Source organism: Micromonospora sp. ATLC20 (assembly GCF_057196585.1).
In genome coordinates, this window is the sequence record NZ_JBXUOV010000105.1 from 1 (window position 1) to 20,086 (window position 20,086).

General features: G+C 72.7%; 20 protein-coding genes, 1 tRNA gene and 1 pseudogene. 8 read left to right on the forward strand and 14 right to left on the reverse strand.

Features of this window, described 5'->3' with window-relative positions; translation table 11 throughout:
- The 3 genes and pseudogenes from AC2CHG_RS20555 to AC2CHG_RS20565 all read left to right on the forward strand — a co-directional run.
- Positions 1–190, forward strand: a pseudogene (locus AC2CHG_RS20555) (divisome protein SepX/GlpR); the annotation flags it as partial.
- A gap of 180 nt (positions 191–370) precedes the next feature.
- A tRNA-Ala gene (locus AC2CHG_RS20560) sits at positions 371–444 on the forward strand.
- A 122-nt stretch (positions 445–566) separates the two neighbouring features.
- Positions 567–1,154: a nucleoside monophosphate kinase gene (locus tag AC2CHG_RS20565; RefSeq protein WP_355514430.1), complete on the forward strand. Its 588-nt coding sequence runs from the start codon at positions 567–569 to the stop codon at positions 1,152–1,154.
- Between the two features lie 142 nt (positions 1,155–1,296).
- Here AC2CHG_RS20565 and AC2CHG_RS20570 read toward each other — a convergent pair whose 3' ends face one another.
- From AC2CHG_RS20570 to AC2CHG_RS20590, 5 genes are all read right to left on the reverse strand, one after another.
- Positions 1,297–1,992: a proteasome protein gene (locus tag AC2CHG_RS20570; RefSeq protein ID WP_484525361.1), complete on the reverse strand. Its 696-nt coding sequence runs from the start codon at positions 1,990–1,992 to the stop codon at positions 1,297–1,299.
- Between the two features lie 158 nt (positions 1,993–2,150).
- A complete protein-coding gene (locus tag AC2CHG_RS20575) occupies positions 2,151–2,933 on the reverse strand; it encodes a methyltransferase domain-containing protein (protein ID WP_262012641.1) in 783 nt (260 codons plus the stop codon).
- Between the two features lie 84 nt (positions 2,934–3,017).
- Entirely contained in the window at positions 3,018–3,401 is a 384-nt protein-coding gene (locus tag AC2CHG_RS20580) for a hypothetical protein (RefSeq protein WP_262012640.1), read from the reverse strand.
- A 33-nt stretch (positions 3,402–3,434) separates the two neighbouring features.
- The gene (gene rox / locus AC2CHG_RS20585) at positions 3,435–4,865 is read right to left on the reverse strand and encodes a rifampin monooxygenase (RefSeq protein ID WP_484525362.1); all 1,431 of its coding nucleotides are present in this window, start codon (positions 4,863–4,865) and stop codon (positions 3,435–3,437) included.
- A gap of 211 nt (positions 4,866–5,076) precedes the next feature.
- The gene (locus AC2CHG_RS20590) at positions 5,077–6,015 is read right to left on the reverse strand and encodes a helix-turn-helix domain-containing protein (protein WP_484525363.1); all 939 of its coding nucleotides are present in this window, start codon (positions 6,013–6,015) and stop codon (positions 5,077–5,079) included.
- 94 nt (positions 6,016–6,109) lie between these two features.
- On the opposite strand from AC2CHG_RS20590, the gene AC2CHG_RS20595 reads away from it, so the two are divergent.
- The 3 genes from AC2CHG_RS20595 (at position 6,110) to AC2CHG_RS20605 (ending at position 10,339) form a co-directional block, all read left to right on the forward strand.
- A complete protein-coding gene (locus AC2CHG_RS20595) occupies positions 6,110–7,120 on the forward strand; it encodes a saccharopine dehydrogenase family protein (RefSeq protein WP_484525364.1) in 1,011 nt (336 codons plus the stop codon).
- Positions 7,121–7,244: 124 nt separating this feature from the next.
- Positions 7,245–9,365 (forward strand): cellulase family glycosylhydrolase, encoded by a 2,121-nt coding sequence (locus AC2CHG_RS20600; protein WP_463840527.1) that lies wholly within the window; start codon positions 7,245–7,247, stop codon positions 9,363–9,365.
- A gap of 110 nt (positions 9,366–9,475) precedes the next feature.
- A complete protein-coding gene (locus AC2CHG_RS20605; protein WP_262012634.1) occupies positions 9,476–10,339 on the forward strand; it encodes an alpha/beta fold hydrolase in 864 nt (287 codons plus the stop codon).
- A gap of 6 nt (positions 10,340–10,345) precedes the next feature.
- Here AC2CHG_RS20605 and AC2CHG_RS20610 read toward each other — a convergent pair whose 3' ends face one another.
- The 5 genes from AC2CHG_RS20610 to AC2CHG_RS20630 all read right to left on the reverse strand — a co-directional run bounded on the left by AC2CHG_RS20610 (position 10,346) and on the right by AC2CHG_RS20630 (position 13,906).
- Complete coding sequence (locus AC2CHG_RS20610; RefSeq protein ID WP_355514397.1) at positions 10,346–10,810, reverse strand: hypothetical protein; 465 nt, start codon at positions 10,808–10,810, stop codon at positions 10,346–10,348.
- A gap of 63 nt (positions 10,811–10,873) precedes the next feature.
- Complete coding sequence (locus AC2CHG_RS20615; protein ID WP_262012632.1) at positions 10,874–11,065, reverse strand: general stress protein CsbD; 192 nt, start codon at positions 11,063–11,065, stop codon at positions 10,874–10,876.
- Between the two features lie 115 nt (positions 11,066–11,180).
- A complete protein-coding gene (locus tag AC2CHG_RS20620) occupies positions 11,181–11,897 on the reverse strand; it encodes a VOC family protein (RefSeq protein WP_484525365.1) in 717 nt (238 codons plus the stop codon).
- Positions 11,898–12,024: 127 nt separating this feature from the next.
- Positions 12,025–13,173 (reverse strand): chromosomal replication initiator protein DnaA, encoded by a 1,149-nt coding sequence (locus tag AC2CHG_RS20625; protein ID WP_262012630.1) that lies wholly within the window; start codon positions 13,171–13,173, stop codon positions 12,025–12,027.
- Between the two features lie 76 nt (positions 13,174–13,249).
- On the reverse strand, positions 13,250–13,906 hold the full coding sequence (locus AC2CHG_RS20630; RefSeq protein WP_262012629.1) for a 4'-phosphopantetheinyl transferase family protein: 657 nt from the start codon (positions 13,904–13,906) through the stop codon (positions 13,250–13,252).
- A gap of 126 nt (positions 13,907–14,032) precedes the next feature.
- Between AC2CHG_RS20630 and AC2CHG_RS20635 the strand changes: the two genes are divergently transcribed.
- On the forward strand, positions 14,033–14,308 hold the full coding sequence (locus tag AC2CHG_RS20635) for a hypothetical protein (protein WP_262012628.1): 276 nt from the start codon (positions 14,033–14,035) through the stop codon (positions 14,306–14,308).
- Between the two features lie 99 nt (positions 14,309–14,407).
- Here the strand turns inward: AC2CHG_RS20635 and AC2CHG_RS20640 are convergent, their stop codons facing one another.
- From AC2CHG_RS20640 to AC2CHG_RS20650, 3 genes are all read right to left on the reverse strand, one after another.
- Positions 14,408–15,181, reverse strand: a complete 774-nt coding sequence (locus tag AC2CHG_RS20640; protein WP_262012761.1) for a peptidase — start codon at positions 15,179–15,181, stop codon at positions 14,408–14,410.
- A 2-nt stretch (positions 15,182–15,183) separates the two neighbouring features.
- Positions 15,184–16,479 carry a VWA domain-containing protein gene (locus AC2CHG_RS20645; RefSeq protein ID WP_484525366.1) on the reverse strand — a complete coding sequence of 432 codons (1,296 nt, stop codon included), beginning with the start codon at positions 16,477–16,479 and terminating at the stop codon, positions 15,184–15,186.
- Between the two features lie 289 nt (positions 16,480–16,768).
- The gene (locus tag AC2CHG_RS20650) at positions 16,769–18,439 is read right to left on the reverse strand and encodes a dolichyl-phosphate-mannose--protein mannosyltransferase (RefSeq protein ID WP_484525367.1); all 1,671 of its coding nucleotides are present in this window, start codon (positions 18,437–18,439) and stop codon (positions 16,769–16,771) included.
- Between the two features lie 92 nt (positions 18,440–18,531).
- Between AC2CHG_RS20650 and rsmI the strand changes: the two genes are divergently transcribed.
- Positions 18,532–19,371, forward strand: a complete 840-nt coding sequence (gene rsmI, locus AC2CHG_RS20655) for a 16S rRNA (cytidine(1402)-2'-O)-methyltransferase (RefSeq protein WP_484525369.1) — start codon at positions 18,532–18,534, stop codon at positions 19,369–19,371.
- Between the two features lie 12 nt (positions 19,372–19,383).
- Here rsmI and AC2CHG_RS20660 read toward each other — a convergent pair whose 3' ends face one another.
- The gene (locus tag AC2CHG_RS20660) at positions 19,384–20,085 is read right to left on the reverse strand and encodes a hypothetical protein (RefSeq protein ID WP_484525368.1); all 702 of its coding nucleotides are present in this window, start codon (positions 20,083–20,085) and stop codon (positions 19,384–19,386) included.
- Between the last annotated feature and the right edge of the window lies 1 nt (position 20,086).

The window sequence follows — 20,086 nt, forward strand, 5'->3', positions numbered from 1 at the left end:
GGCCCGGCGCGCGGCGGCCCGGCGGGAGGCGCAGCGCCGGCTGGCCGCCCAGCGCGAGGCGGTCCGGCGTACGGCGATGGGGCTGGACCGTCCCGCGGACCTGCCACCGGCGGCGAGCGGCGGCTCGGTGTCCTACCGGCGGGCAGGTGGCCTGCGCGGACGCCCCTACCAGTCCGGCCGAGGCGCCTGACCGCCTCGCCGGCGCTTTGCTGGTGGCGATCTTGGAAGGTTTGGGCCCCTCCGGAGGCCTTTTCCTTCCAAGATCTACGGGGCGGCGGGGCGGTTCGCGTCGTGGGGGCGCGACCTGTTAGCCTTGTCGTCGGCCCGCCCGGTGAAAGCCGGGTGGGACCGACGCTGGTTCGCCGGCGGAGGGGCTGTGGCGCAGACCGGTAGCGCACCTCGTTCGCATCGAGGGGGTCAGGGGTTCAAATCCCCTCAGCTCCACCCAGTTCAAAGGCCGTTTCCGCCAGTCGGAGACGGCCTTTTTCGATCTCGTACGGGGCAGCCCACCGGAACCACGTACACTGCTAGCTTGGCTCTCTTCGGCGCACAACAGGGAAGCGCACATGCCTGACGTGGCCCTCATCGCCGGGCCGGTCATCGACCTGGCTTCCGCTGCGTCGGCGCTGGCAGGCGCCTTCGGCCTGCAGGTCGTCAGCGCAGGCAATGTCTTCCGCGAGCATGTACAGCAGCAGACTCCGCTGGGCGAAGAGGCGAACGGTTATATGCAGGCCGGACAGCTTGTCACCGACGAACTGATGGTCAGAGCCGTCGCCGGCGCACTAGCCGACGTCGACGGTGGCTGGGTGCTGTACGGCTTCCCTCGCACGATCCGTCAGGCCGAGTTGCTGACGCGGAGCGGCCATGTTCCCGACACAGTGATCGAACTCGTCCTGACTGAGGACCAACTCCACCTCGCCGTTCAGCGCCGGGTGGAACGACGGATGGAACTCGATCCCCAGGTCGCCGTGCGACGCCAGGAACTCCTGCTCACCTACGCGCATGCACAGGAGAACCACCAGGCGCAGATGGAGCCGTTGCGCGACTACTACCGTGCCCGTGGCCTGCTGCAGACCGTCAGCGGCTTCGGCGATTCCGAAGACGTAGCAGTCAGATTGATCCCTGTCGCCTGCCAAGGCCAACGCCGTCCGTGAAATCGAGCAGGTAGGCCGGGCGGCGGGCGAGGCGCTTCCTCACGTTGTCAGGGCGGCCCTGAATGGGCCGCACGCGCTACCACCTGGGCGCGCGGCCCTTGCTCCGCCGGCGTTCCGAAGCCGGCCGCCCAACACGCCGCCGTCAGTCGAACAGGCCGTCGAGCGCCTTCTGTTCGAGGTCGCGCCAGCGCTCGGCGTCCTTCAGCGCCTTGGCGATCTCCTTCTCGTCGAGGTGGTGGGCGCCCTCCTCGCGGATGCACGCGACGCTGAACGGGCCGCCGACCGACGGCGAGGTCCGCTCCAGCGCCTCCAGCACTCGTACCACGCCCACCACGCCGTACTCGACGGTGCGCGTGGTCATCTGGAAGTGAGCCAGCAGCGCGCCGGCCTGCTGCGCCATCGGCGCGCCGGAGCCGATGGCGTGGAAGCCCACGTCCTCGTAGCGGCCGATGAGCCCGTTGGGGTTGATCTCCACGATCCACGGGCCGCCCTGGCTGTAGCCGGCCGCGAGCAGGTACGCCGACACCCCGCCGCCGCTGCCCTCGCCCGGCACGTCCGGGATGTAGTTCTCGTAGTGCTTCTTGAAGACGGGCAGGACGCGCTCCTGCAACTCGTCGCCGATGTCCGGTGCTTCGAGGATGGCGGTGGCCGAGTCCTGGAGCAGGGGGCGCAGGTCGTTGAGGACTCCCCGCGCGCCGCTGCCGCCCCAGGCGGCGCAGTCGCCCAGCGGGTGCAGCTTCTGGGCGGGGAAACTCAGACCGCGATCGCTCTCGGTGATCTGGGAGTCGGCGCCGATCACCACCCCGTCTTTGCAGACAACGGCGAGTACGACGGTCATGGGAATCCTCCTGGGCAGGGGTACGGGGTAAGGCGCGAGGTACCCGGCATCCCGTCCGCCTACACCCCGGCAGGTATCGGCCCGCTCACTGCCCCGCGCAGAGCCGGGTCAGTGTTTCCGAGGTATCGGGGCGGTCGCTGCCGTAGCCGGCGTCCGTCTCAGGTGACGGTGGCCGCGGTGAGGAAGAACGTGACCGCGTACGTGAACCGGCCTGCCTCGACGGCCTCGTCGAACTGGTCTTCGAACGCGCGAGCCTCGGCGGGTTCGAGTACGCCGCGCCGAGCCGCTGTGGCAGCCCAGCTGCGCAGGCCCAGCACGTTGTCGGCGGCGGCCGGGTTCCGAACCAGCAGCGTCCGGGGCTCGACGGTGACGTCGGCCAGGCCGAGCGTGGCGAGAATGCCGGCGTGCTGATGAGCCAGGGTGCCGTTGCGGAGGAGGACGTCGGCCCGGAACCGCAGTACGCGCCGCGCCAGAGCCTGGTCGGTGATGTCGAGCACCTGGGTGTCGTAGTCGGGGTCCGCGAGGACGATGCGGCCACCCGGGCGGACGACCCGGACGAGTTCCGCGATGGCGGTGCGGGGGTGAGCGAGGTGTTGCACGGTGCGGTCGGCCCAGGCGCCGTCAAAGGAGTCGTCGCGGAACGGTAGCCGATTTGCGTCGGCGACGGTGCATCGACTCAGGCCCCGCACCTGCATGGCGGCAGCCATTGTCAGGGCGCGGTCCACCGTCACCACATCGGCGTCGTGTTCGTCTCGAAGGCGGACCGCGCTCGCCCCGGTGCCCGCACCGACGTCGAGGTAGCGCAGGCCGGGCGCCGGGTGGAGCAACTCCCGGACCCGATGCTGATATGCCTGGTAGAAGGGCTCGTCGGTCAGGCGGTCGAGTACGCCGACCCACGAGTCCGGGTCTGGCTGCCGGTCGACATCGGTGAACCCGTGCACGGTCCGGAGCCTAGTGCGCCGCCGCCGGCTGATCCGGCAACCGCGTGGGGTGCATCGTGGGGTGGATCAGCCCCTGTCGCGAGGTCACCGAGGCCGTTTGTCCTCGACGTGCACGACGTTCAGCTCCCGGCCGTCCCGATCCCGCTTGCTGCGCCCGTGGAGACCGACCGCCAGATCGCTGTCGTCCGAGACCTCGTCCGGGCCGACATAGGTCAGCACGTCGTTGTGGTGACCGTAGACCGCCCATCCGGGGCCGGGATCGAGCGTGAGGGTGCCGAAGTCCGCGGAGGGTGAACCGACGTGGACGGGACCGTACTCGCGCAGGATGTCGACGGCCCGAGCGGCGAGGTCGATGCCCGGCTCGGGGTCCGGCAGGACGACGACGGTGCCGTTCGCGAACACGACCCAGGACTTGCCGTCGCCCTGGATGACCCGACGCCAGGAGTCGGCCAGATTCTCGTGGGACATGAAGCCGATCATTGTCGAGTCGGCGCACGGTCGCTACCCGCGAACCGTCCCGCCGCCGAACCACCGGGCCAGAGCGTCGTCCAGCGTCCGCTGGTCGTCACCGGTCCAGACCACGTGCCCGTCCGGCCGCAGCAGCACCGCCGGCACGTCCACCCCGCCGACCTCGGCGACGTGCCCGACCCGGTCGGCCCAGCCCGCCACCGACAGCCGCCCCGTGCCGTCCAGCAACAACCCGTTCCCGGTACGCATCAGCTCGTACAGGCGTCCCTCCCGCAGCGGTACGTCGCGCAGCCGCCGCCCGAGCAGGGCGTGCCCCTCGCCGACGTCGTACCGGACGCTGATCGCGGTGACCTTCTCGATCAGGAAGCGGTTGACCTCGTCGAAGTCCATGAGCTGCGTCAGCACCTGCCGTACCGCCTGCGGTCCGGGCTCGTTCGTGGTCAGCAGCATCTGCGCGCGGGTGTTCGTCAGCACGTCGGCCGCGACCGGGCGCCGCTCGGTCTCGTAGGTGTCGAGCAGGCCGTCCGGCGCCCAGCCGTTCACCGTCGCCGCCAGCTTCCAGCCCAGGTTGAACGCGTCCTGGATGCCCAGGTTGAGCCCCTGCCCGCCGAGCGGTGGGTGGACGTGCGCGGCGTCGCCGGCCAGGAAGACCCGCCCGACCCGGTAGTGCTCGGCCAGGCGGGTCGCGTCGCCGAACCGGGACAGCCAGCGGGGGGAGTGCACGCCGAAGTCGGTGCCCGCGTACGCGGTCAGTTGCCGTTTGAAGTCGTCGAGTGTCGGCGGCACCGACGTGACGTCGGCCGCCGGTACGACCACCCGGAACACGTTGGGCCTTCCGGACGGCCCGAGCCCGAACCGCTTCTCGGTGCGGCGTACCTCGGTCATGATCCTGGTGATCTCGTCCGGCGGCGCTGTCACCTCCATCTCGCCGAGCAGCGTGTCGACCGTCGACGGCTCGCCGGGGAATCCGACGCCGAGCAGCTTGCGGACGGTGCTGCGCCCGCCGTCGCAGCCGACGACGAACCGCGCCCGCAGCGGCGGCACGCTCGCGTCGTCGAGGTGGACCGTCACGCCGTCGTCGTCCTGCTCCAGCCCGGTCACCGCAGTGCCGCGCCGGATCTCGGCGCCGACCTCGGCGGCGTGGTCGGCGAGCAGCCGGTCGGTGAGCGTCTGCGGGATGCCGAGGACGTACGGGTGGGCGGTGTCCAGATCGGCGGGCGCGGGCTTGTCGATGCCGGCGAAGAATCCCCGGATCGGGTGCGTGCCGCCGTGTTCCCGGAACCGCTCCAGCAGCCCGCGCTGGTCCATCACCTCGATGCTGCGGACGTGCAGCCCGAGCGAGCGCACGTACGGCGGCGGCTCGGCGTCGCGCTCCAGCACGAGCACGCCGACGCCCTGAAGGCGCAGCTCACTCGCCAGCATCATGCCGGTCGGCCCACCGCCGACCACGATCACGTCGAACACATCTTCCCCCGTGCCGAGAGTCAGGCGACCGTCCCCTTCGGTGGCACGAAGCCGCCGGAGAGGGAGCGGATGCGTGCCACGAGCGCAGCGACGATCGGCTGGTGGTCGAATCGACCATAGCCGCCGTGCCGGAAAGCGCGGGCCTCGAAGAACAGGCAGGCGCGCAACCCGGTGGTCGGGTGGCCGACGCTACAACCGCCGGGCAACCCGGTCAGCCGCGGCGGAACGTGCGGCGGTAGGTGTCCGGGGGTACGCCGACGGTGCGCTGGAAGTGGCGGCGCAGTGTCGTCGCCGTACCCATGCCTGATGCCTCGGCGACGGCGTCGATGCCGTCGTCGGTGTTCTCCAGCAGTTCCTGCGCCCGGCGGATGCGCTGCGTGGCCAGCCACTGCGACGGCGTGGCGCCGGTCGCGGCGGTGAAGTGCCGGACCAGGTTGCGGGTGCTCATGGTCGCCTGGCGGGCCAGGTCGGCGACTGTGAGCGGGCGGTCCAGCCGCGCCATCGCCCAGGGGAGCAGTGCGGCGAGCGGGTGGTCCTCGCGGGCCGGGACCGGGGTGGTGACGTACTGGGCCTGGCCGCCCGCGCGGTGCGGCGGCACCACCAGGCGGCGGGCGACGGCGTTGGCGACAGTCGAGCCGTGGTCGCGGCGGATCAGGTGCAGGCACAGGTCGATCGCGGCGGCCTTGCCGGCGGAGGCGAGTACGTCGCCGTTGTCCACGTAGAGCACGTCCGGGTCGACCTGCACGCGCGGGTAGCGGGCGGCGAGCGCGCCGGTGTGCGCCCAGTGGGTGGTGGCGCGCAGCCCGTCGAGGATGCCGGCGGCGGCGAGCACGAACGCGCCGGTGCAGAACGAGACCATCCGTGCGCCCGCGTCGTGCGCGGCGCGGACCGCGTCGACCAGGTCGGACGGCGGCTCGGCGTCGGTGTCCTCGATCGCCGGGACGATCACCGTGTGGGCGCGGGCGAGGTGGTCCAGCCCGTGGTCGGGCGTGACCGCGAACCGGCCGACGCCGACCGGGCCGGGACCGCAGACCACCAGGTCGTACCAGGGGTCGGCCAGGCCGGTCGGGTCGCGCACGAAGATCTCGCAGGCCGCCGCCAGCTCGAAGTGCAGCATCCCGTCGGTGGCGGCGAGCGCGAGCAGGGTCATGTCCGAAACTGTACGGGCATTGGCGTTTGAGCCACTGTCCCGGCTCTCGGTTCCCGGCGAGGATCAATCCAGTCGATCTTCGAGGGGGAACGTCATGCAGGTGGCGGTGTTCGGGGCGTACGGGCACACCGGACGGTTCGTGGTGGCGGAGCTGCGGGAGCGGGGATACGAGCCGCTGCCGGTGGGACGCGACGCCGGGAAGCTTGCGGCCGCGTTCCCGGGGGCGGCGCAGCGGGTGGCGTCGGTCGACGACCCGGCCACGCTGGACCGGGCGCTGGCCGGGGTGGCGGCTGTGGTCAACTGCGCCGGGCCGTTCGCCTCGACCGCCGGGCCGTTGATCGAGGCCGCGTTGCGGGCCGGGATCCCCTACGTCGACGTGGCGGCCGAGATCGAGGCGAACCGGGACACGTTCGCCGACTACGCCGAGCGCGCCGAGGCCGCGGGAGTCGCTGTGGTGCCCGCCATGGCGTTCTTCGGCGGGCTGGGCGACCTGCTGGTCACCGCCGCGATGGGGGACTGGACGGCGGCCGACGAGGCGCACGTCGCGTACGGGCTGAGCAGCTGGCACCCGACGGCCGGGACGGTCGCCTCCGGCGTCGTCTCGCGCGAGCGCCGCGACGGCCGGCGGGTCCGCTTCACCGACGGGCGCCTGGTGTACGCCGACGGCGACCTGCCCCGGCGGGACTGGGAGTTCCCGGCGCCGCTCGGTGTCCGGCCGGTGCTGGGCGAGTTCACCATGGCCGACGTGGTGACGGTGCCGAGCCACCTGGACATTCCGGAGGTGTGCACGTACATGACCGTAAACGCGGCGGGGGACCTGGCCGCCGGGGACGCTCCGGCCGCTGTTGACGAGCGCGGCCGGTCGGCACAGACGTTCACCGTCGACGTGGTGGTGCGGTCGGGCGACGTCCGTCGACGGGTGGTGGCCTACGGGCAGGACATCTACGCGGTCAGCGCGCCACTGGCGGTCGAGGCGCTTCACCGGATCCTGACCGGGCGGACGCGGGCGACCGGTGTCGCCTCGGCCGGGCGGATCTTCGACGCGCCGGACTTCCTGCGCGCGCTGTCGGCGCACCTCACCGTCGAGACGCTGCCGGCCGCCTGACCCGCTTCCCCACATCCACGTCTGCCGATTGACAATGTTTGGATTCCAAACTTACTCTCGCGCTGGGCGGGTGCGCGCCCCGCCTTCCCCGTCCACGCGCCCACCCCACCGCGAAGGAACCACCATGTTCCGCTCTCCCCGTACCGCCCGATTGCGGGTCGGCCTGGTCGCCGCGACCGCCGCCACGCTCGTGACCGGCACCGCCGTGATGGCGACGAACGCCCAGGCGGCGGCCGGCTGCCGCGTCACCTACACCACCGCCAGCCAGTGGCCCGGCGGGTTCACCGCGAACGTCGACGTGACGAACCTCGGTGATCCGATAAACGGCTGGAACCTGCGCTGGACGTTCCCGTCCGGCCAGCGGGTCACCCAGGCGTGGAGCGCCACGGTCACGTCCTCCGGCGCCGACGTCACCGCCACGAACGTCGGCTACAACGGCGCCATCGCCACGAACGGCAGCGTCTCGTTCGGCTTCAACGGCTCCTGGACCGGCACCAACACCGCGCCGACAGCGTTCTCGCTCAACGGTGTGGCCTGCACCGGCGGCGTCGGCGGGACCACCCCGCCGCCGACCACCACGCCACCGCCGACGACTCCGCCCCCGACCACCCCGCCGCCCACCACGCCACCGCCCACGACCCCGCCGCCGGCCGGCAACGCCATGGCCGCCGTCGCCGCCATGCAGCCCGGCTGGAACCTCGGCAACTCCTTCGACGCGGTCGGCGCGGACGAGACCGCGTGGGGCAACCCGCGGGTCACCGAGGCGCTGCTCGACAACATCCGGGCGCAGGGCTTCAACAGCATCCGCATCCCGGTGACCTGGAGCAACCACCACGGCGCCGCGCCGAACTACACGATCGACGCGGCCTGGCTGAACCGGGTACGCGAGGTGGTCGGCTGGGCGCTCGCCGACGGCTTCTACGTGGTGCTCAACATCCACCACGACTCGTGGCAGTGGATCAACACGATGCCCACCGACCGCACAGGCGTGCTGAACCGCTACAACGCGCTCTGGACCCAGATCGCCGCCGCGTTCAAGGACTCCTCGCCGAAGCTGACCTTCGAGAGCGTCAACGAGCCGCAGTTCACCGGCAGCTCCGGCGACGCGCAGAACGCCACGCTGCTCAACGAGCTGAACACCTCGTTCCACCGCATCGTCCGCCAGTCCGGCGGCGGCAACGCCACCCGGCTGCTGGTCCTGCCGACCCTGCACACCTCCGCCGAGCAGGCCCGGGTGGACGAGCTGGTCAGCACGTTCAACACGCTCAACGACCCGAACCTGATCGCCACCGTGCACTTCTACGGGTACTGGCCGTTCAGCGTGAACGTCGCCGGGGGCACCCGGTTCGACGCGACGGTCCAGCAGGACCTGACCGACCAGTTCGACCGCGTCTACAACGCATTCGTCACCCGCAACATCCCGGTGATCATCGGTGAGTACGGGCTGCTCGGCTTCGACCGGCACACCGGCACCATCGAGCAGGGCGAGAAGCTGAAGTTCTTCGAGTTCCTCGGCCACTACGCGCGCAGCCGCAAGCTGACCACCCAGCTCTGGGACAACGGCCAGCACTTCGACCGGACGTCCTTCGTATGGAAGGACCCCGAGCTGTTCGCGCAGATCAAGTCGAGCTGGACCACCCGCTCCGGCACCGCGTCCAGCGACCAGGTATACGTGCCGCGGACCGGCTCGATCACCGCCAAGAGCCTGACGCTCAACCTGAACGGCACCACGTTCCAGGGGCTGCGCCAGGGCACCACCGACCTGGTGAACGGCACCGACTACACGGTCTCCGGCAGCACCCTGACGCTCACCGCGTCGGCGCTGACCCGGCTGGTCGGCTCCCGCGCGTACGGGGTGAACGCCAACCTGACGGCCCGCTTCTCCGCTGGCGTGCCGTGGCGGATCAGCATCATCACGTACGACCCGCCGGTGCTCTCCAACGCGACCGGCACCACCGCCGCGTTCACACTGCCGGCGCAGTTCCGCGGCGACCAGTTGGCGACGATGGAGGCGAAGTACGCCGACGGCAGCAACGCCGGACCGCACAACTGGACCTCGTACAAGGAGTTCGACGTGACGTTCGCGCCGAACTACACCGGCAACACGATCGCGCTGAAGCCGGAGTTCTTCGCCGAGGTGAACGACGGGCAGCGGGTGACGCTGACGTTCCACTTCTGGAGCGGCACGAAGCTGACCTACTACGTGACGAAGTCCGGCAGCACCGTCACCGGCACGGTGAGCTGACCGCGACGGCACGGCTCGCGGCGGTGGGCGTCGACGCCGCCGCGAGCCGCGCCCGGCACGGGTTTACGCCGGACCGATGATTTCCGGGGCCGGCGCCGGTCGACACAGGCATGAAGACGCTCACTCTCCAGACACCAGAGGTCGACCTGGTCTACGACGTACACGCCCCCGAGGCGGCCGAGGCCGGGCACCGCCCTCTGTTCATGATCGGCCAGCCCATGTGCGCCGACGGCTTCACCACGCTCGCGTCGTACTTCCCGGACCGCACCGTCATCACGTACGACCCGCGCGGGCTCGGCCGCAGCGTCCGCAAGGACGGCCGGAACGACTCGCTGCCCGAGGTGCAGGCCCGGGACGTCCGTGACATCGTCGACGCCCTCGGCGTGGGCCCGGTCGACATGTTCGCCAGCAGCGGCGGCGCGGTGACCGCGCTCGCCCTGGTGGCCGCGTACCCGGACGTGGTGACCACGCTGGTGGCGCACGAGCCGCCGCTGACCACGCTGCTCCCCGACGCCGAAGCGGCCGGCCGGGCCATGGCCGCCTGCCAGGAGGCGTACCGGAAGAACGGCTGGGGCGCCGGCATGGCGGCGTTCATCGGCCTGACCTCGTGGCGGGGCGAGTTCACAGACGACTACTTCGCGCAGCCCGCGCCGGACCCGGCCGCGTTCGGGCTGCCGGCCGAGGACGACGGCAGCCGGGACGACCCGCTGCTCTCCGACCGGTCCGCGGCGGTCACCGTCTTCCGGCCGGACGCCGACGCGCTGCGCGCCGCGCCCACCCGCGTGGTGATCGCGGTGGGCGAGGAGTCGGCGGAGACGCTCACCGCGCGGACGTCGGTGGCCACCGCCGAGCTGCTCGGCGGACAACCCGCGGTCTTCCCGAGCCACCACGGCGGGTTCCTCGGCGAGGGGATGGGCCAGGCCGGGCAGCCGGAGGCGTTCGCGCGCCGGCTGCGGGAGATCCTCGACGCCTGACCGGGCTCAGGCCCGGCGCACCTCGGTGAGCATCGCGGGATAGGGCCCGGCCGGAGTGCCGGGCCCGGCCTGGTCGGCAGGGACCACGTTCTCCATCCGCAGCCGAAGGACGGCCGGGTCGGCGGTGTCGAGGACGATCCGCCACTCCCAGCCGCCGCCGTACCCGGCGGTCAGCTCGACCGCCGCCGCTCCGCCCGTCGCGCCGGTGAGCGTCATCGGTGTCGGCTGCTGGTGCCACGAGTCGCCCCACCAGGCGACGAGCGAGCCCGGCCGGTCACCGGCGGCGATCACCAGCAGGCCGTCCTGCGGGCCGTCGTCGGGGTGGCTCCACGAGTACGACACGGTGGTCAGGTGCCCGCCGGCCGCGGTGGCGACGGTGAGCGCGGCCGGCGACTCGGCGAGCGGGTCGGCGGGCATCAGCCGGAAGCCGTTGGTGCCCGTCCAGGCTCCGGTGACGTCGGTGAGAAGCATCGCCCCAGGATAGGAACCACCCCCGACACTGCTTCTCCACGCAAGATCTCTGGTGACACCGGGTCAGGTGGAGAAGTCGTCGTCGGCGTCGCGGGCGTCCGCCTGGATGTGCTCGCCGGGGCGCTTGCCCCGGATCTCGTCCTGTTCGCGTACCCGGTCCGCTTCGGCGTGTTCGTCCTGGTTCAGGTCACCGAGCCGCGCCCGGGCCGGGCCGGCCAGGTCCTCCAGGTCGTTCTTCGCGCGCTCGACGCTCATGCCGCCTCCCCGGATCGTCGCGTGGCGGCGCTCGCCGCCTGCCGCATCGCGTCCCCGCTGACCGCTACGGCAAACCGTCGCCGCCGGTCCGCCGGTCCGCCGGTCCGTCGTGCGGTCACGCGGGCGGCAGGGCGGTGAGCAGGTCCTCGGCGTGCCGCATCGTGTCGGTCAGCGCGTCGCGTGAACCGTCGTCCAGCGGGATCGAGCGCGCCTGCCGCACCAACTCCCGCGCGGACTCCGGCTCGTCGAGTTGCAGCGCCAGCTCAGCCCGGTAGACCAGTGCCTCCACGTAGACGGCCGGGTCGTCGGCGGCCCCCGGGCGGGCGAGCGCGCCGTCGAGGATCCGCGCGGCCTGCGTCGGATTGCCGCGCGAGTCGGCCTGCACCACCGCGTTGCGCAGCGTACGGGCCAGCCCACCCCTGTCGTCGGTCTCCGGCGGGGTGGCCCGGCCGACGAACCGGATCCAGTTGCCGCCGGGGTCGACGATGCTGAACCCGAAGTGGCCCTCCTGGTTGTGCCGGGGCCGGGGCCGGGTCATCCGGGGTACGCCGGAGACGAGCACCTTGCCGTATGTGGACCGCATGCCGTCGGCGAAGGCGCGGTGGATGTCGACCAGGTCGTCCACCACGACCAGGCAGGAGCCGTACGAGTCGGCGGGATCGAACTGCGGCATCCCGAAGAAGTGCAGGTGCAGATCCTCCCGCCGCAGCGTCACGTACGGGTTGGGGCGCTCCTGCCGGTACGTGACCTCGAAGCCGAGGGCCTGGTAGAAGGGCGCCACGTCGTCCAGGGACCGGCACGGCAGCAGCGGGATCGTCGTCTCGTTAGCCATGCTCCGAGCCTGGCGACCGGGGGCCGGCACGCGCACATGGAAATGGCCGATCGGCTGCCGGCGTCACCCGAACGGACACGGGGGCCGGTCCGCTGTGGACCGGCCCCCGTGCGGGGTCGCGCGTGGGTCAGGGCTTCCAGGACCCGGCGGGACGGAAGAGGTGCCGGTACTCGACGACGCCGTTCTGGTCCGTCACGTCGAAGATGAGCTGGCCGCTGCGCTTGGAACCCACGGGCAGGTTGGTGCCCGAGGTCATCAGCTTGCCGCAACCGGAGAAGGCGCCGCCGATGCCGCTCTCCTCGGTGCCGTCCGCGGCGACCCAGGTGAAGTAGAACGGGTTGATCGAGCCGGTGCCCTTGGTGATCTCGGCGGTCACGTCGGCGATCAGGAACATGCCGTTCTTCGGTCCGGGCATGACCTCGTTGCAGGCGGCGTTCCGGGTCCGGAAGTTGCCGACGGTGATCTCGATGGTGCCGCGGTCGTCGTTGACGACCAGCCTGTCGCCGGCCGGCATGTTGAACGTCTTGTCGTCGGTGTTGCCCGGCTGCGGCGTGCCGGTGGGAACGCCCGTCGGGGCGTCAGCCGTCGGCTGGCCGTAGGTGACGCCCGGGGTGGGCAGCGAGTCGATCGCATCCTGGGTCTTCTTCGCGCCGCTGTAGATGGCGAAGATGCCGCCACCGCAGCACAGCAGCAGCAGGATCACGGCGACGATGCCGATCGTGATCCAGACGTTCTTGTTCGACTTCTTCGCCGGCGGCCCGAACGGCGCTCCCGGCGGCGGGTACGCCCCACCACCCGGCGGCGGGTAACCGCCCGGCGGCGGATAGGCCCCCGGCTGCTGGTACGCCCCACCCGGCGGCTGGTACTCGGAGCCCGGCGGCTGGTAGGCGGCACCCGGCTGCTGGTACTCGGAGCCCGGCGGCGGGTACGCGCCGCTCGGTTGGTACGCGCCGCCCGGCGGCTGGTACTCGCTGCCCGGCGGCGGGTACGGCGCGCCCGAGGTGGGCGGCGGGGGCGGGAACGCCTCGGTGGGAGCGGGCGCGGGCGGGTACTGCTCGCCCGGACCCGGCTGCGGCGGATACGGCACCCCGGAGGCCGACGACTGCGGCGCGCCGGACACGGGCGGCTGCGGCGCACCCGAGGTCGGAGCGGGCGGCGGCGCGTACGGGCTGTCCGGCACCGGCGGCATCGGTGCGGTGGGGAACGCCTGGGTCGGCGGTTCCGGCGGCTGCTGGTTCGGGTCCGGTGAACCGGACGGAGGCTGAGGGTGGCTCACCGTACTCCTTGGGGCGCCTTCGGGATTTTCCGTCGCAACGACGGTACAAGCCGGGCACAAGCCGGCCGGTAGTGCCTCATCGACGTGGCAGGACGGCCGCGGTGCGGACCAGGTCGTCGTCCACGGCGAACCGTCCGGTGACCGCCGACGGCGGATCGGGCACCGGGGCGGCGGCGAGCCGGGCCGGTGCGATCTCGGCGTGGAACGTGCCCGCGTCCGGGTCCAGCGTGACGCGCGCGTCGGCGAAGCCCAGCCACGTACCGACCAGCGGGTGCCAGACCTTGTAGACGGTCTCCTTCGCGCTGAACAACACCGTCGGCCAGGGCGTGCCGGCCGGCAGCCGGGCCAGGTCCGCCTCCTCGTCGGGACGGCACACCTTTCGGCGTACCCCCGGGGAGAGCGGCCGGTAGCGTTCCGCGTCGATGCCGACGGCGCGCACGTCGGCGGCCCGGGCGGCGGCTGCGGCGCAGTAGTCCCGGGTGTGGGTGATCGCGCCGACCACGCCGGGCGGCCAGATCGGGGCCCGGTCGGCGCCGGCGGGTACCGGCGTGGGGGGCAGGCCGAGCGCGGCGAGCGCCCGGCGGGCGCAGACGCGCCCGGCGGTGAAGTCGCGGCGGCGGCCGGGGACCGCGCGTTCGCCGAGGGCGCTCAGTTCGGCCGGGAGCAGCTCACCGGTCCAATCGGCCGGGCCGGCCAGCGCGACGGCGACAGTGGCCGGGAGCAGATCACGCACGAGTGGTGGATGACGGGGACACGCGGTGAACGTACCGTAACGCTTGGGCGTGCTGCGGCGCTGAAGGAACGTTGCGGGGGAGCAACCGGTCCATCACCACCAATCCTGACTCGGAAGGAGCGGCCGATGACGCCTGGCGCGGAGGTTCCGGGGAGTACCGGCGGCGAACACGTGCCGGTGACCCCGGACTGGACCTGCGACTCGTGCGGTGACGAGTGGCCCTGTGCCACGAAACGTCACCATCTGCTGAGCGAGTACCAGGTGGACCGGGCGTCGTTGAGCGTCTATCTCGGGTCGTGCCTCGCCGCGGCGACGCAGGATCTGCGCTCCGTGCCGGTCACCGCGCTCCAGGACCGGTTCATCGGCTGGGTGCCGCGCGGTCCGCGTATCGCCGAGGCGTGAGCGCGTCCGGTGGCCGCCGCGTCGGGTTCGCGGCGGCCACCGGCTGCGGTCTCAGGGACGGCGGTTCTCAGGGACGGCGGTTCTCAAGGGCGGCGGTTCTCAAGGGCGGCGGGGCCGCCGGGTGAGCCCGAAGCCGACCACGCCGGCCACGGCGGCGAGCACGCCGCCCACAGTGGTCCACACCCAGCGCGAGCCGGCCTCGGGGAGCCAGCCGGTCAGGTCGATCTCCTCGTCGGCTACCGGTTCGGGCGTCGGCTCGGCGGCGAGCACGGTGCCGGCCCGGGTGTTCGGCACCAGCGGCGCGGCCAGTTCGCCGTCGTCGCCGGACGCGCCGCCCTCGTCGGTCGCGCCGACGAGCATCTCCACCTCGATCGGCAGACCGAGGTCGGGCTCGGGCAGGTCGGTGACGGAGAGCCGGATGTAGTAGGTGCCGGGCAGCGGGTCGCCCGACCAGGGTTCGGCCCACGGCCGTACCCGGCGCAGCGTGCAGCCGAGCGCGACGCTCGTCGCCGACGCGCCGGCGGTCGGGGTCTGCGCGCCCGCGGTGCACGCCTGCCGGCGGCGCAGCCCGTCGAAGACGTCGACGGTCCAGGTGGACGCGCCGCTGCGTGACTTCGGGAACGTGACGGTGGCGGTGATCTCGTGCACCTGCCCGGCGTCGGCGCGGAACGACCAGTACAGGTGGTCGCCTGTGGACGCGCCCACCTGCACCGGCTGACCGGCGGTGACGGTGGTGGCGGTGAGGAACGAGGTGCCGGCCTTGGTCACCGTGGTCGCGCCCGGTGACGGGCTGGGCGCGGCCAGGGCCGCCGCCGGGGTGAGGGCGAGACCGACGGCGGTGGTCGCCGCCGCGGCGCGGATCAGCGTACGCATGCTCAGTTCGTCCTCCACGTGTGCACCCACCAGCGGGTGAGCAGTCCGGCGACCAGCCCGGTGAGCAGTCCGGCGAGCGTGAGCAGGAGCAGCAGCACCCAGCCGCGGCCGAGGTCCGGCCCGTCCGGCGCGGGGGAGGCGGCCACCACGTCCACCGTCAGCTCGACCGGCATGCCGGGCCGGGCCTGGGTGCCGGGCTTGGCCGCGAACGAGTTGCTGACCACCAGGCAGACGGTCCGTACGGCCTGCTCCGTGCCCGGCGTCGGCTCGGCGCTCGGGCCGTCCTCCTTCTCCTCTTCGGCGGCCGACCAGCGCAGTCCGGCGGAGACCACGTCGGTACGCCCGCTGCCCGCGTCGACGCCCCGCACCAGTTCCCGCCCGTCCGGCGCGGTGGCGCGCAGGAGCACGCCGTAGTCCGGGTTGACCGGGCGATCCAGCGCCACGCTGACCGAGGCGCGCAGTTCCTGCCCGGGGCGCACCGGCACCCGGTACCAGCGGTGCTCGGAGAACGCCTCCCGGTCGCTGTAGACGCCGGGGGCGAGCAGCGGCGCGCCCTCGCAGGCCGAGCCGCCGCCGACCACCGCCGGGGCGGCGGTGTACGTGTCCCGGGCGCGGTCGACCAGCTGCTTGATCCGGCCGGTCAGCTCGTCGGCGCTCTGCGCGGCGGTGTAGGTGCCCCCTGTCGCGCCGGCGATGCACAGCAGCTGCTTGCGTACCTTCTCGTCCGGCGCCAGGCCGAGCGTGTCGACGACCAGCCGGGTGCCCTGGGCGGCCAGCTCGCGCGCCACCTCGCACGGGTCGGGCGGGGCGCAGGTGTCCTCACCGTCGGTGATCAGCACGATCCGGCGGGTGGTGCTGCCGGTGCCCAGGTCCTGCGCGGCGGAGCGCAGCGCCAGTCCGACCGGGGTGAAACCGGTCGGGCGCAGCCCGGCGACGGCGGCCTTGGCCTGGGTACGGTCCACCGGGCCGACCGGCACGATCTGCTGGGTGTCCAGGCAGCCCTGCTTCTTGTCCTTGCCCCGGTAGGTGGCGCCGAGCACCCGGATGCCGAGCTGTGTCTCGTCCGGCAGGGCGTCGACGACCTCGTTGAACGCCTGCTGCGCGACGGAGATCCGGCTGCGCCCGTCGATGTCGCGGGCCCGCATCGATCCGCTGACATCGAGGACCAGCTCGACCTTGGGTGGTTCGGCGACGGGTTCGGTGGTCTCGTCGTCGGCCCCGGCGGGGCTCGGCCCGATCATCGCGGCCGCCGCCAGCAGTCCGATGAGGACGGCCGTCGATCGTCTCTTGTTGATCACCGGGCGAAGTGTAGTGAGATCCACTTTGGAAGATCATCCGGGTCGCGGGTGCCCGCCGGAGGCCCGTTTCCGGCGTCCGCCGGGGCCGTCACCGTCGCGCTCGGCCACCCACCGTTAGCTGCACCATGTAAACCTTTCGGCCGGTGGTGCACTCGTCGGAAATCTGACCGGCCCGCACCCGTTGTGCCGTTGCCGGAGTGTGGTTAAGCTCTGTCTTGCGCGCCCCAATCGCCCGCTTCCCCCGTGGCAGGCGATCGGGGCGCGCTTTCTTTGTGCCCGGCGCCCCGCCTCAGATCCAGCGGCCGTCCAGCCACATCCGCGCCGACCAGTCCGCGTACGGCAGCACCCGGCCCACGAAGATCGGGTAGAAGTAGGCGAAACAGAGCGCCACGAGCAACACGTACGCGCCCGCGATGATCCCGCCCACCAGCCGCCTGTCGTGGACCTGTTGCGGGTCCGGTGGCGCGGCCGTGTTCGACACCGGCGCGGGAGTGGCGATCGCGCCGAGCACGTAGACCACCGCGAGCACCAGGAACGGCACCGCCGGGGCGGCGTAGAAGGAGAACATCGTCCGGCCGTCGAGGGCGAACCAGAACCACGGCAGCAGGCCGGCGGCGGCGCTGAGCAGGATCGCGCCCGCCCGCCAGTCGCGCCGGGCCAGGCCGAGCCAGGCGGTCGCGGCGATCGCCGGCAGGAACGACCACCACAGCAGCGGCGTGCCCAGCAGCAGCACCTCCGAGGCGCAACTCGGCGCGCCGCAACTGCCGTCCCCGGACCAGTGGAACGCCACCGGGCGGCCGAGCAGCAGCCACTGCCAGGGCCAGGACTGGTACTTGTGCGGATCGTCGAGCTGGGTGTGGAAGCCGTACGCGGCCTTGTGGTACTCCCACAGATTGATCAGCGCCCCGATGAACGGGGTGTCGCTCAGCTCCGGGTTGTTCGGGTAGCGCTCCGCCAGGCGGTAGTAGCCGTCCTGCCCGAGCAGCCAGCCCGACCAGGTCGCCACGTAGGTCACGACCATCAGCACACCGGCGGCGAGCAGCCAGGGCAGCTCGTCGAGCACGGCGTCGCGCCACGGCCGGCGTACCCCGGACGAGCGGCGGACACCCACCTCCCAGAGCAGCACCAGCAACGCGAACGCCGGTACGAAGTAGATCGCGCTCCACTTCACCGAGCAGGCGCAGCCGAGCAGCACCCCGGCCGCCAGCCGCCACCACGGCCAGTCCCGCCAGCCCGACGACGGGCGGCCGGCCCGGCCCGGCTGCGTCGGGTCGAGCCCGCCCTCCAGCGCCCGCGCCCAGCGCCGCCGCCGGGCGTCCCGGTCGAGCACCAGCGCGCCGAACGCGGCGAGCACGAACAGCAGCAGGAAGATGTCGAGGATGGCCGTGCGGGACAGCACCAGGTGGTAGCCGTCGAGCGCGAGCAGCAGGCCGGCCGCGCAGCCGAGCACCGTGGAGCGGAACATCCGCCGCCCGATGCGGACAAGCAGCAGCACCGACAGGGTGCCCGCCACGGCCGCGCCGAAGCGCCAGCCGAACTCCGGCGAGGTGGTGATCAGGTGGCCCGGCACCGAGACGCCGCTGTCCGCGTCCTGGTAGCCGAAGGCCCACTCGCCGATGCCGATCATCCACTTGCCCAGCGGCGGATGCACCACGTACGAGGGGCCGTTGTCCTTGTAGTTCCACTCGAAGCCGCGGTCGATCAGCCCGTACGCGTCCTTGGCGTAGTAGGTCTCGTCGAAGATCTTCCCGGGCGGGAAACTGAGCCCCACGAAGCGCAGGATCGCCGCGACGCCCACCACCACCGCTGTCGCCAGCCACGCCTGACCTCGGCCGATGCGATCATCGACGGTGGCGAGCCGGCGCCGCACGGCGGCGGGAAGCCCGCGCCCGGCGCCGTCGCCCCGGTCGGTGGTGGAAGGGTCCGGGTTCGCGCTCTGTGCTGTCGACGCACTCGTCACCCGGCGATCGTAGGCTGCGAAGGTGCCCGGTGGCGTCTGTCGTCTCCGAAATTGGTACGACCGTCGATGAAGGAGCGCACGTCGTGGGGGAAATGTCCGAGGTAGGGCGGCTCGTGTTGCTCGGCGCGCCGCTCGGCAACCCGGCCGACGCGTCCGCCCGGTTCCGCGAGGTGCTGGCCGCCGCCGACGTGGTCGCCGCCGAGGACACCCGGCGGCTCACCCGGCTGGCCCGCGACCTGGACGTGACCGTGCCCGGCCGGATCGTCTCGTACTTCGAGGGCAACGAGGAGCGGCGCACGCCGGAACTGGCCGAGGTGCTCGTTGCCGGCTACACGGTCGCGCTGGTCACCGACGGCGGCATGCCGAGCGTCTCCGACCCCGGCTACCGGCTGGTCCGGGCCGCGCTGGACGCCGGAGTGCCGGTCACGGCCGCGCCCGGGCCCAGCGCCGTGACCACCGCGCTGGCGCTGTCCGGGCTGCCCTGCGACAGGTTCTGCTTCGAGGGCTTCCTGCCGCGCACCCCCGGGGCCCGCCGCTCCCGGCTGCGCGCGCTCGCCGCCGAGGACCGCACGCTGGTGTTCTTCGAGGCGCCGCACCGCATCGCCGGCGCGCTCGCCGACCTGGCCGGGGCGTTCGGCGCCGACCGGCCCGCCGCGCTGTGCCGCGAGCTGACCAAGACGTACGAGGAAGTGGTCCGCCGGCCGCTCGGCGAGCTGGCCGAGTGGGCCGCCGAGGGCGACCCCCGGGGCGAGATCACGCTCGTCGTGGCCGGCGCACCGGCCACGCCCGCGGTCCGGCCGGACGACGAGACGCTGCGCGCGGCGGTGGCCGAGCGCGAGGCGGCCGGGCTGTCCCGGCGGGACGCGATCACCGAGGTCGCCACCGCGTACGGGCTGCGGCGGCGCGAGGTGTACGCGGTGGTGCACAGCTGAGGCGCCGGGCACCTACCAGGCGGCGGCCAGGAAGCCGACGGTGATCAACGCGGGCCCGGCGAGCGCGAGGCCGACCGCCCAGCGCCGCTGCCGTTCGTCAGCGAGCCGGGTCGCCCCGGTCCACCTGGCGATCCCGGCGGCGCAGCCGGCCACCAGGGCCAGCCCCAGCAGCCAGCGCAGGTGCCGCCCGACCCCGGTGTCCGCGTAGGCGGTGGACCCGTCCGGCCCGGTCATCCGCGCCCGCAGGGAACTGCCGGTGTCGGTGCGCCCGGCCGGTACGCCGCTGACCCGTACCCCGTGGGCCTGGAACCGGTCGCCGTCGGCGGAGAAGATGCCCCGGCAGCGCTGGGTCAACCCGCTTCCGGCGCATTCGGTGATCATCACGGTGCCGCCGGTCGAGTGCCCCACCACCAGCCAGAACGGCCCGGCGCTCACCCAGGCGAAGAACGCGGCGAGCAGGCTCAGTGTCAGCAGCACGGTCAGCCCGGTGGGCGGGCTCGGCGGTGCGACCGGGCGGGTGCGTTCCCGCCGCGCCGGGTGCCGGGCGGGACGCGGGCGCGGCTCGTCGCGCAGCGGCGTGCCGTCCCAGTGCACCTCCTCGATCGGCGCCCAGCCGCCGGACGAGGCGGACTCCCGCTGCCAGCGGGGCTGGCGTACCGGCACGCGGTTGGGCACCGCGTCCACCGGCGCTCCGGTGGTCGGCTCCACCTCCACC

Coding starts and splice junctions, on each gene's coding strand:
- AC2CHG_RS20565 (WP_355514430.1), top strand. CDS start 567: ATGCCTGACGTGGCCCTCATCGCCGGGCCGGTCATCGACCTGGCTTCC.
- AC2CHG_RS20570 (WP_484525361.1), bottom strand. CDS start 1,992: ATGACCGTCGTACTCGCCGTTGTCTGCAAAGACGGGGTGGTGATCGGC.
- AC2CHG_RS20580 (WP_262012640.1), bottom strand. CDS start 3,401: ATGTCCCACGAGAATCTGGCCGACTCCTGGCGTCGGGTCATCCAGGGC.
- AC2CHG_RS20590 (WP_484525363.1), bottom strand. CDS start 6,015: ATGACCCTGCTCGCGCTCGCCGCCACCGACGGGATGCTGCACTTCGAG.
- AC2CHG_RS20595 (WP_484525364.1), top strand. CDS start 6,110: ATGCAGGTGGCGGTGTTCGGGGCGTACGGGCACACCGGACGGTTCGTG.
- AC2CHG_RS20600 (WP_463840527.1), top strand. CDS start 7,245: ATGTTCCGCTCTCCCCGTACCGCCCGATTGCGGGTCGGCCTGGTCGCC.
- AC2CHG_RS20605 (WP_262012634.1), top strand. CDS start 9,476: ATGAAGACGCTCACTCTCCAGACACCAGAGGTCGACCTGGTCTACGAC.
- AC2CHG_RS20610 (WP_355514397.1), bottom strand. CDS start 10,810: ATGCTTCTCACCGACGTCACCGGAGCCTGGACGGGCACCAACGGCTTC.
- AC2CHG_RS20615 (WP_262012632.1), bottom strand. CDS start 11,065: ATGAGCGTCGAGCGCGCGAAGAACGACCTGGAGGACCTGGCCGGCCCG.
- AC2CHG_RS20620 (WP_484525365.1), bottom strand. CDS start 11,897: ATGGCTAACGAGACGACGATCCCGCTGCTGCCGTGCCGGTCCCTGGAC.
- AC2CHG_RS20635 (WP_262012628.1), top strand. CDS start 14,033: ATGACGCCTGGCGCGGAGGTTCCGGGGAGTACCGGCGGCGAACACGTG.
- AC2CHG_RS20640 (WP_262012761.1), bottom strand. CDS start 15,181: ATGCGTACGCTGATCCGCGCCGCGGCGGCGACCACCGCCGTCGGTCTC.
- rsmI (WP_484525369.1), top strand. CDS start 18,532: ATGTCCGAGGTAGGGCGGCTCGTGTTGCTCGGCGCGCCGCTCGGCAAC.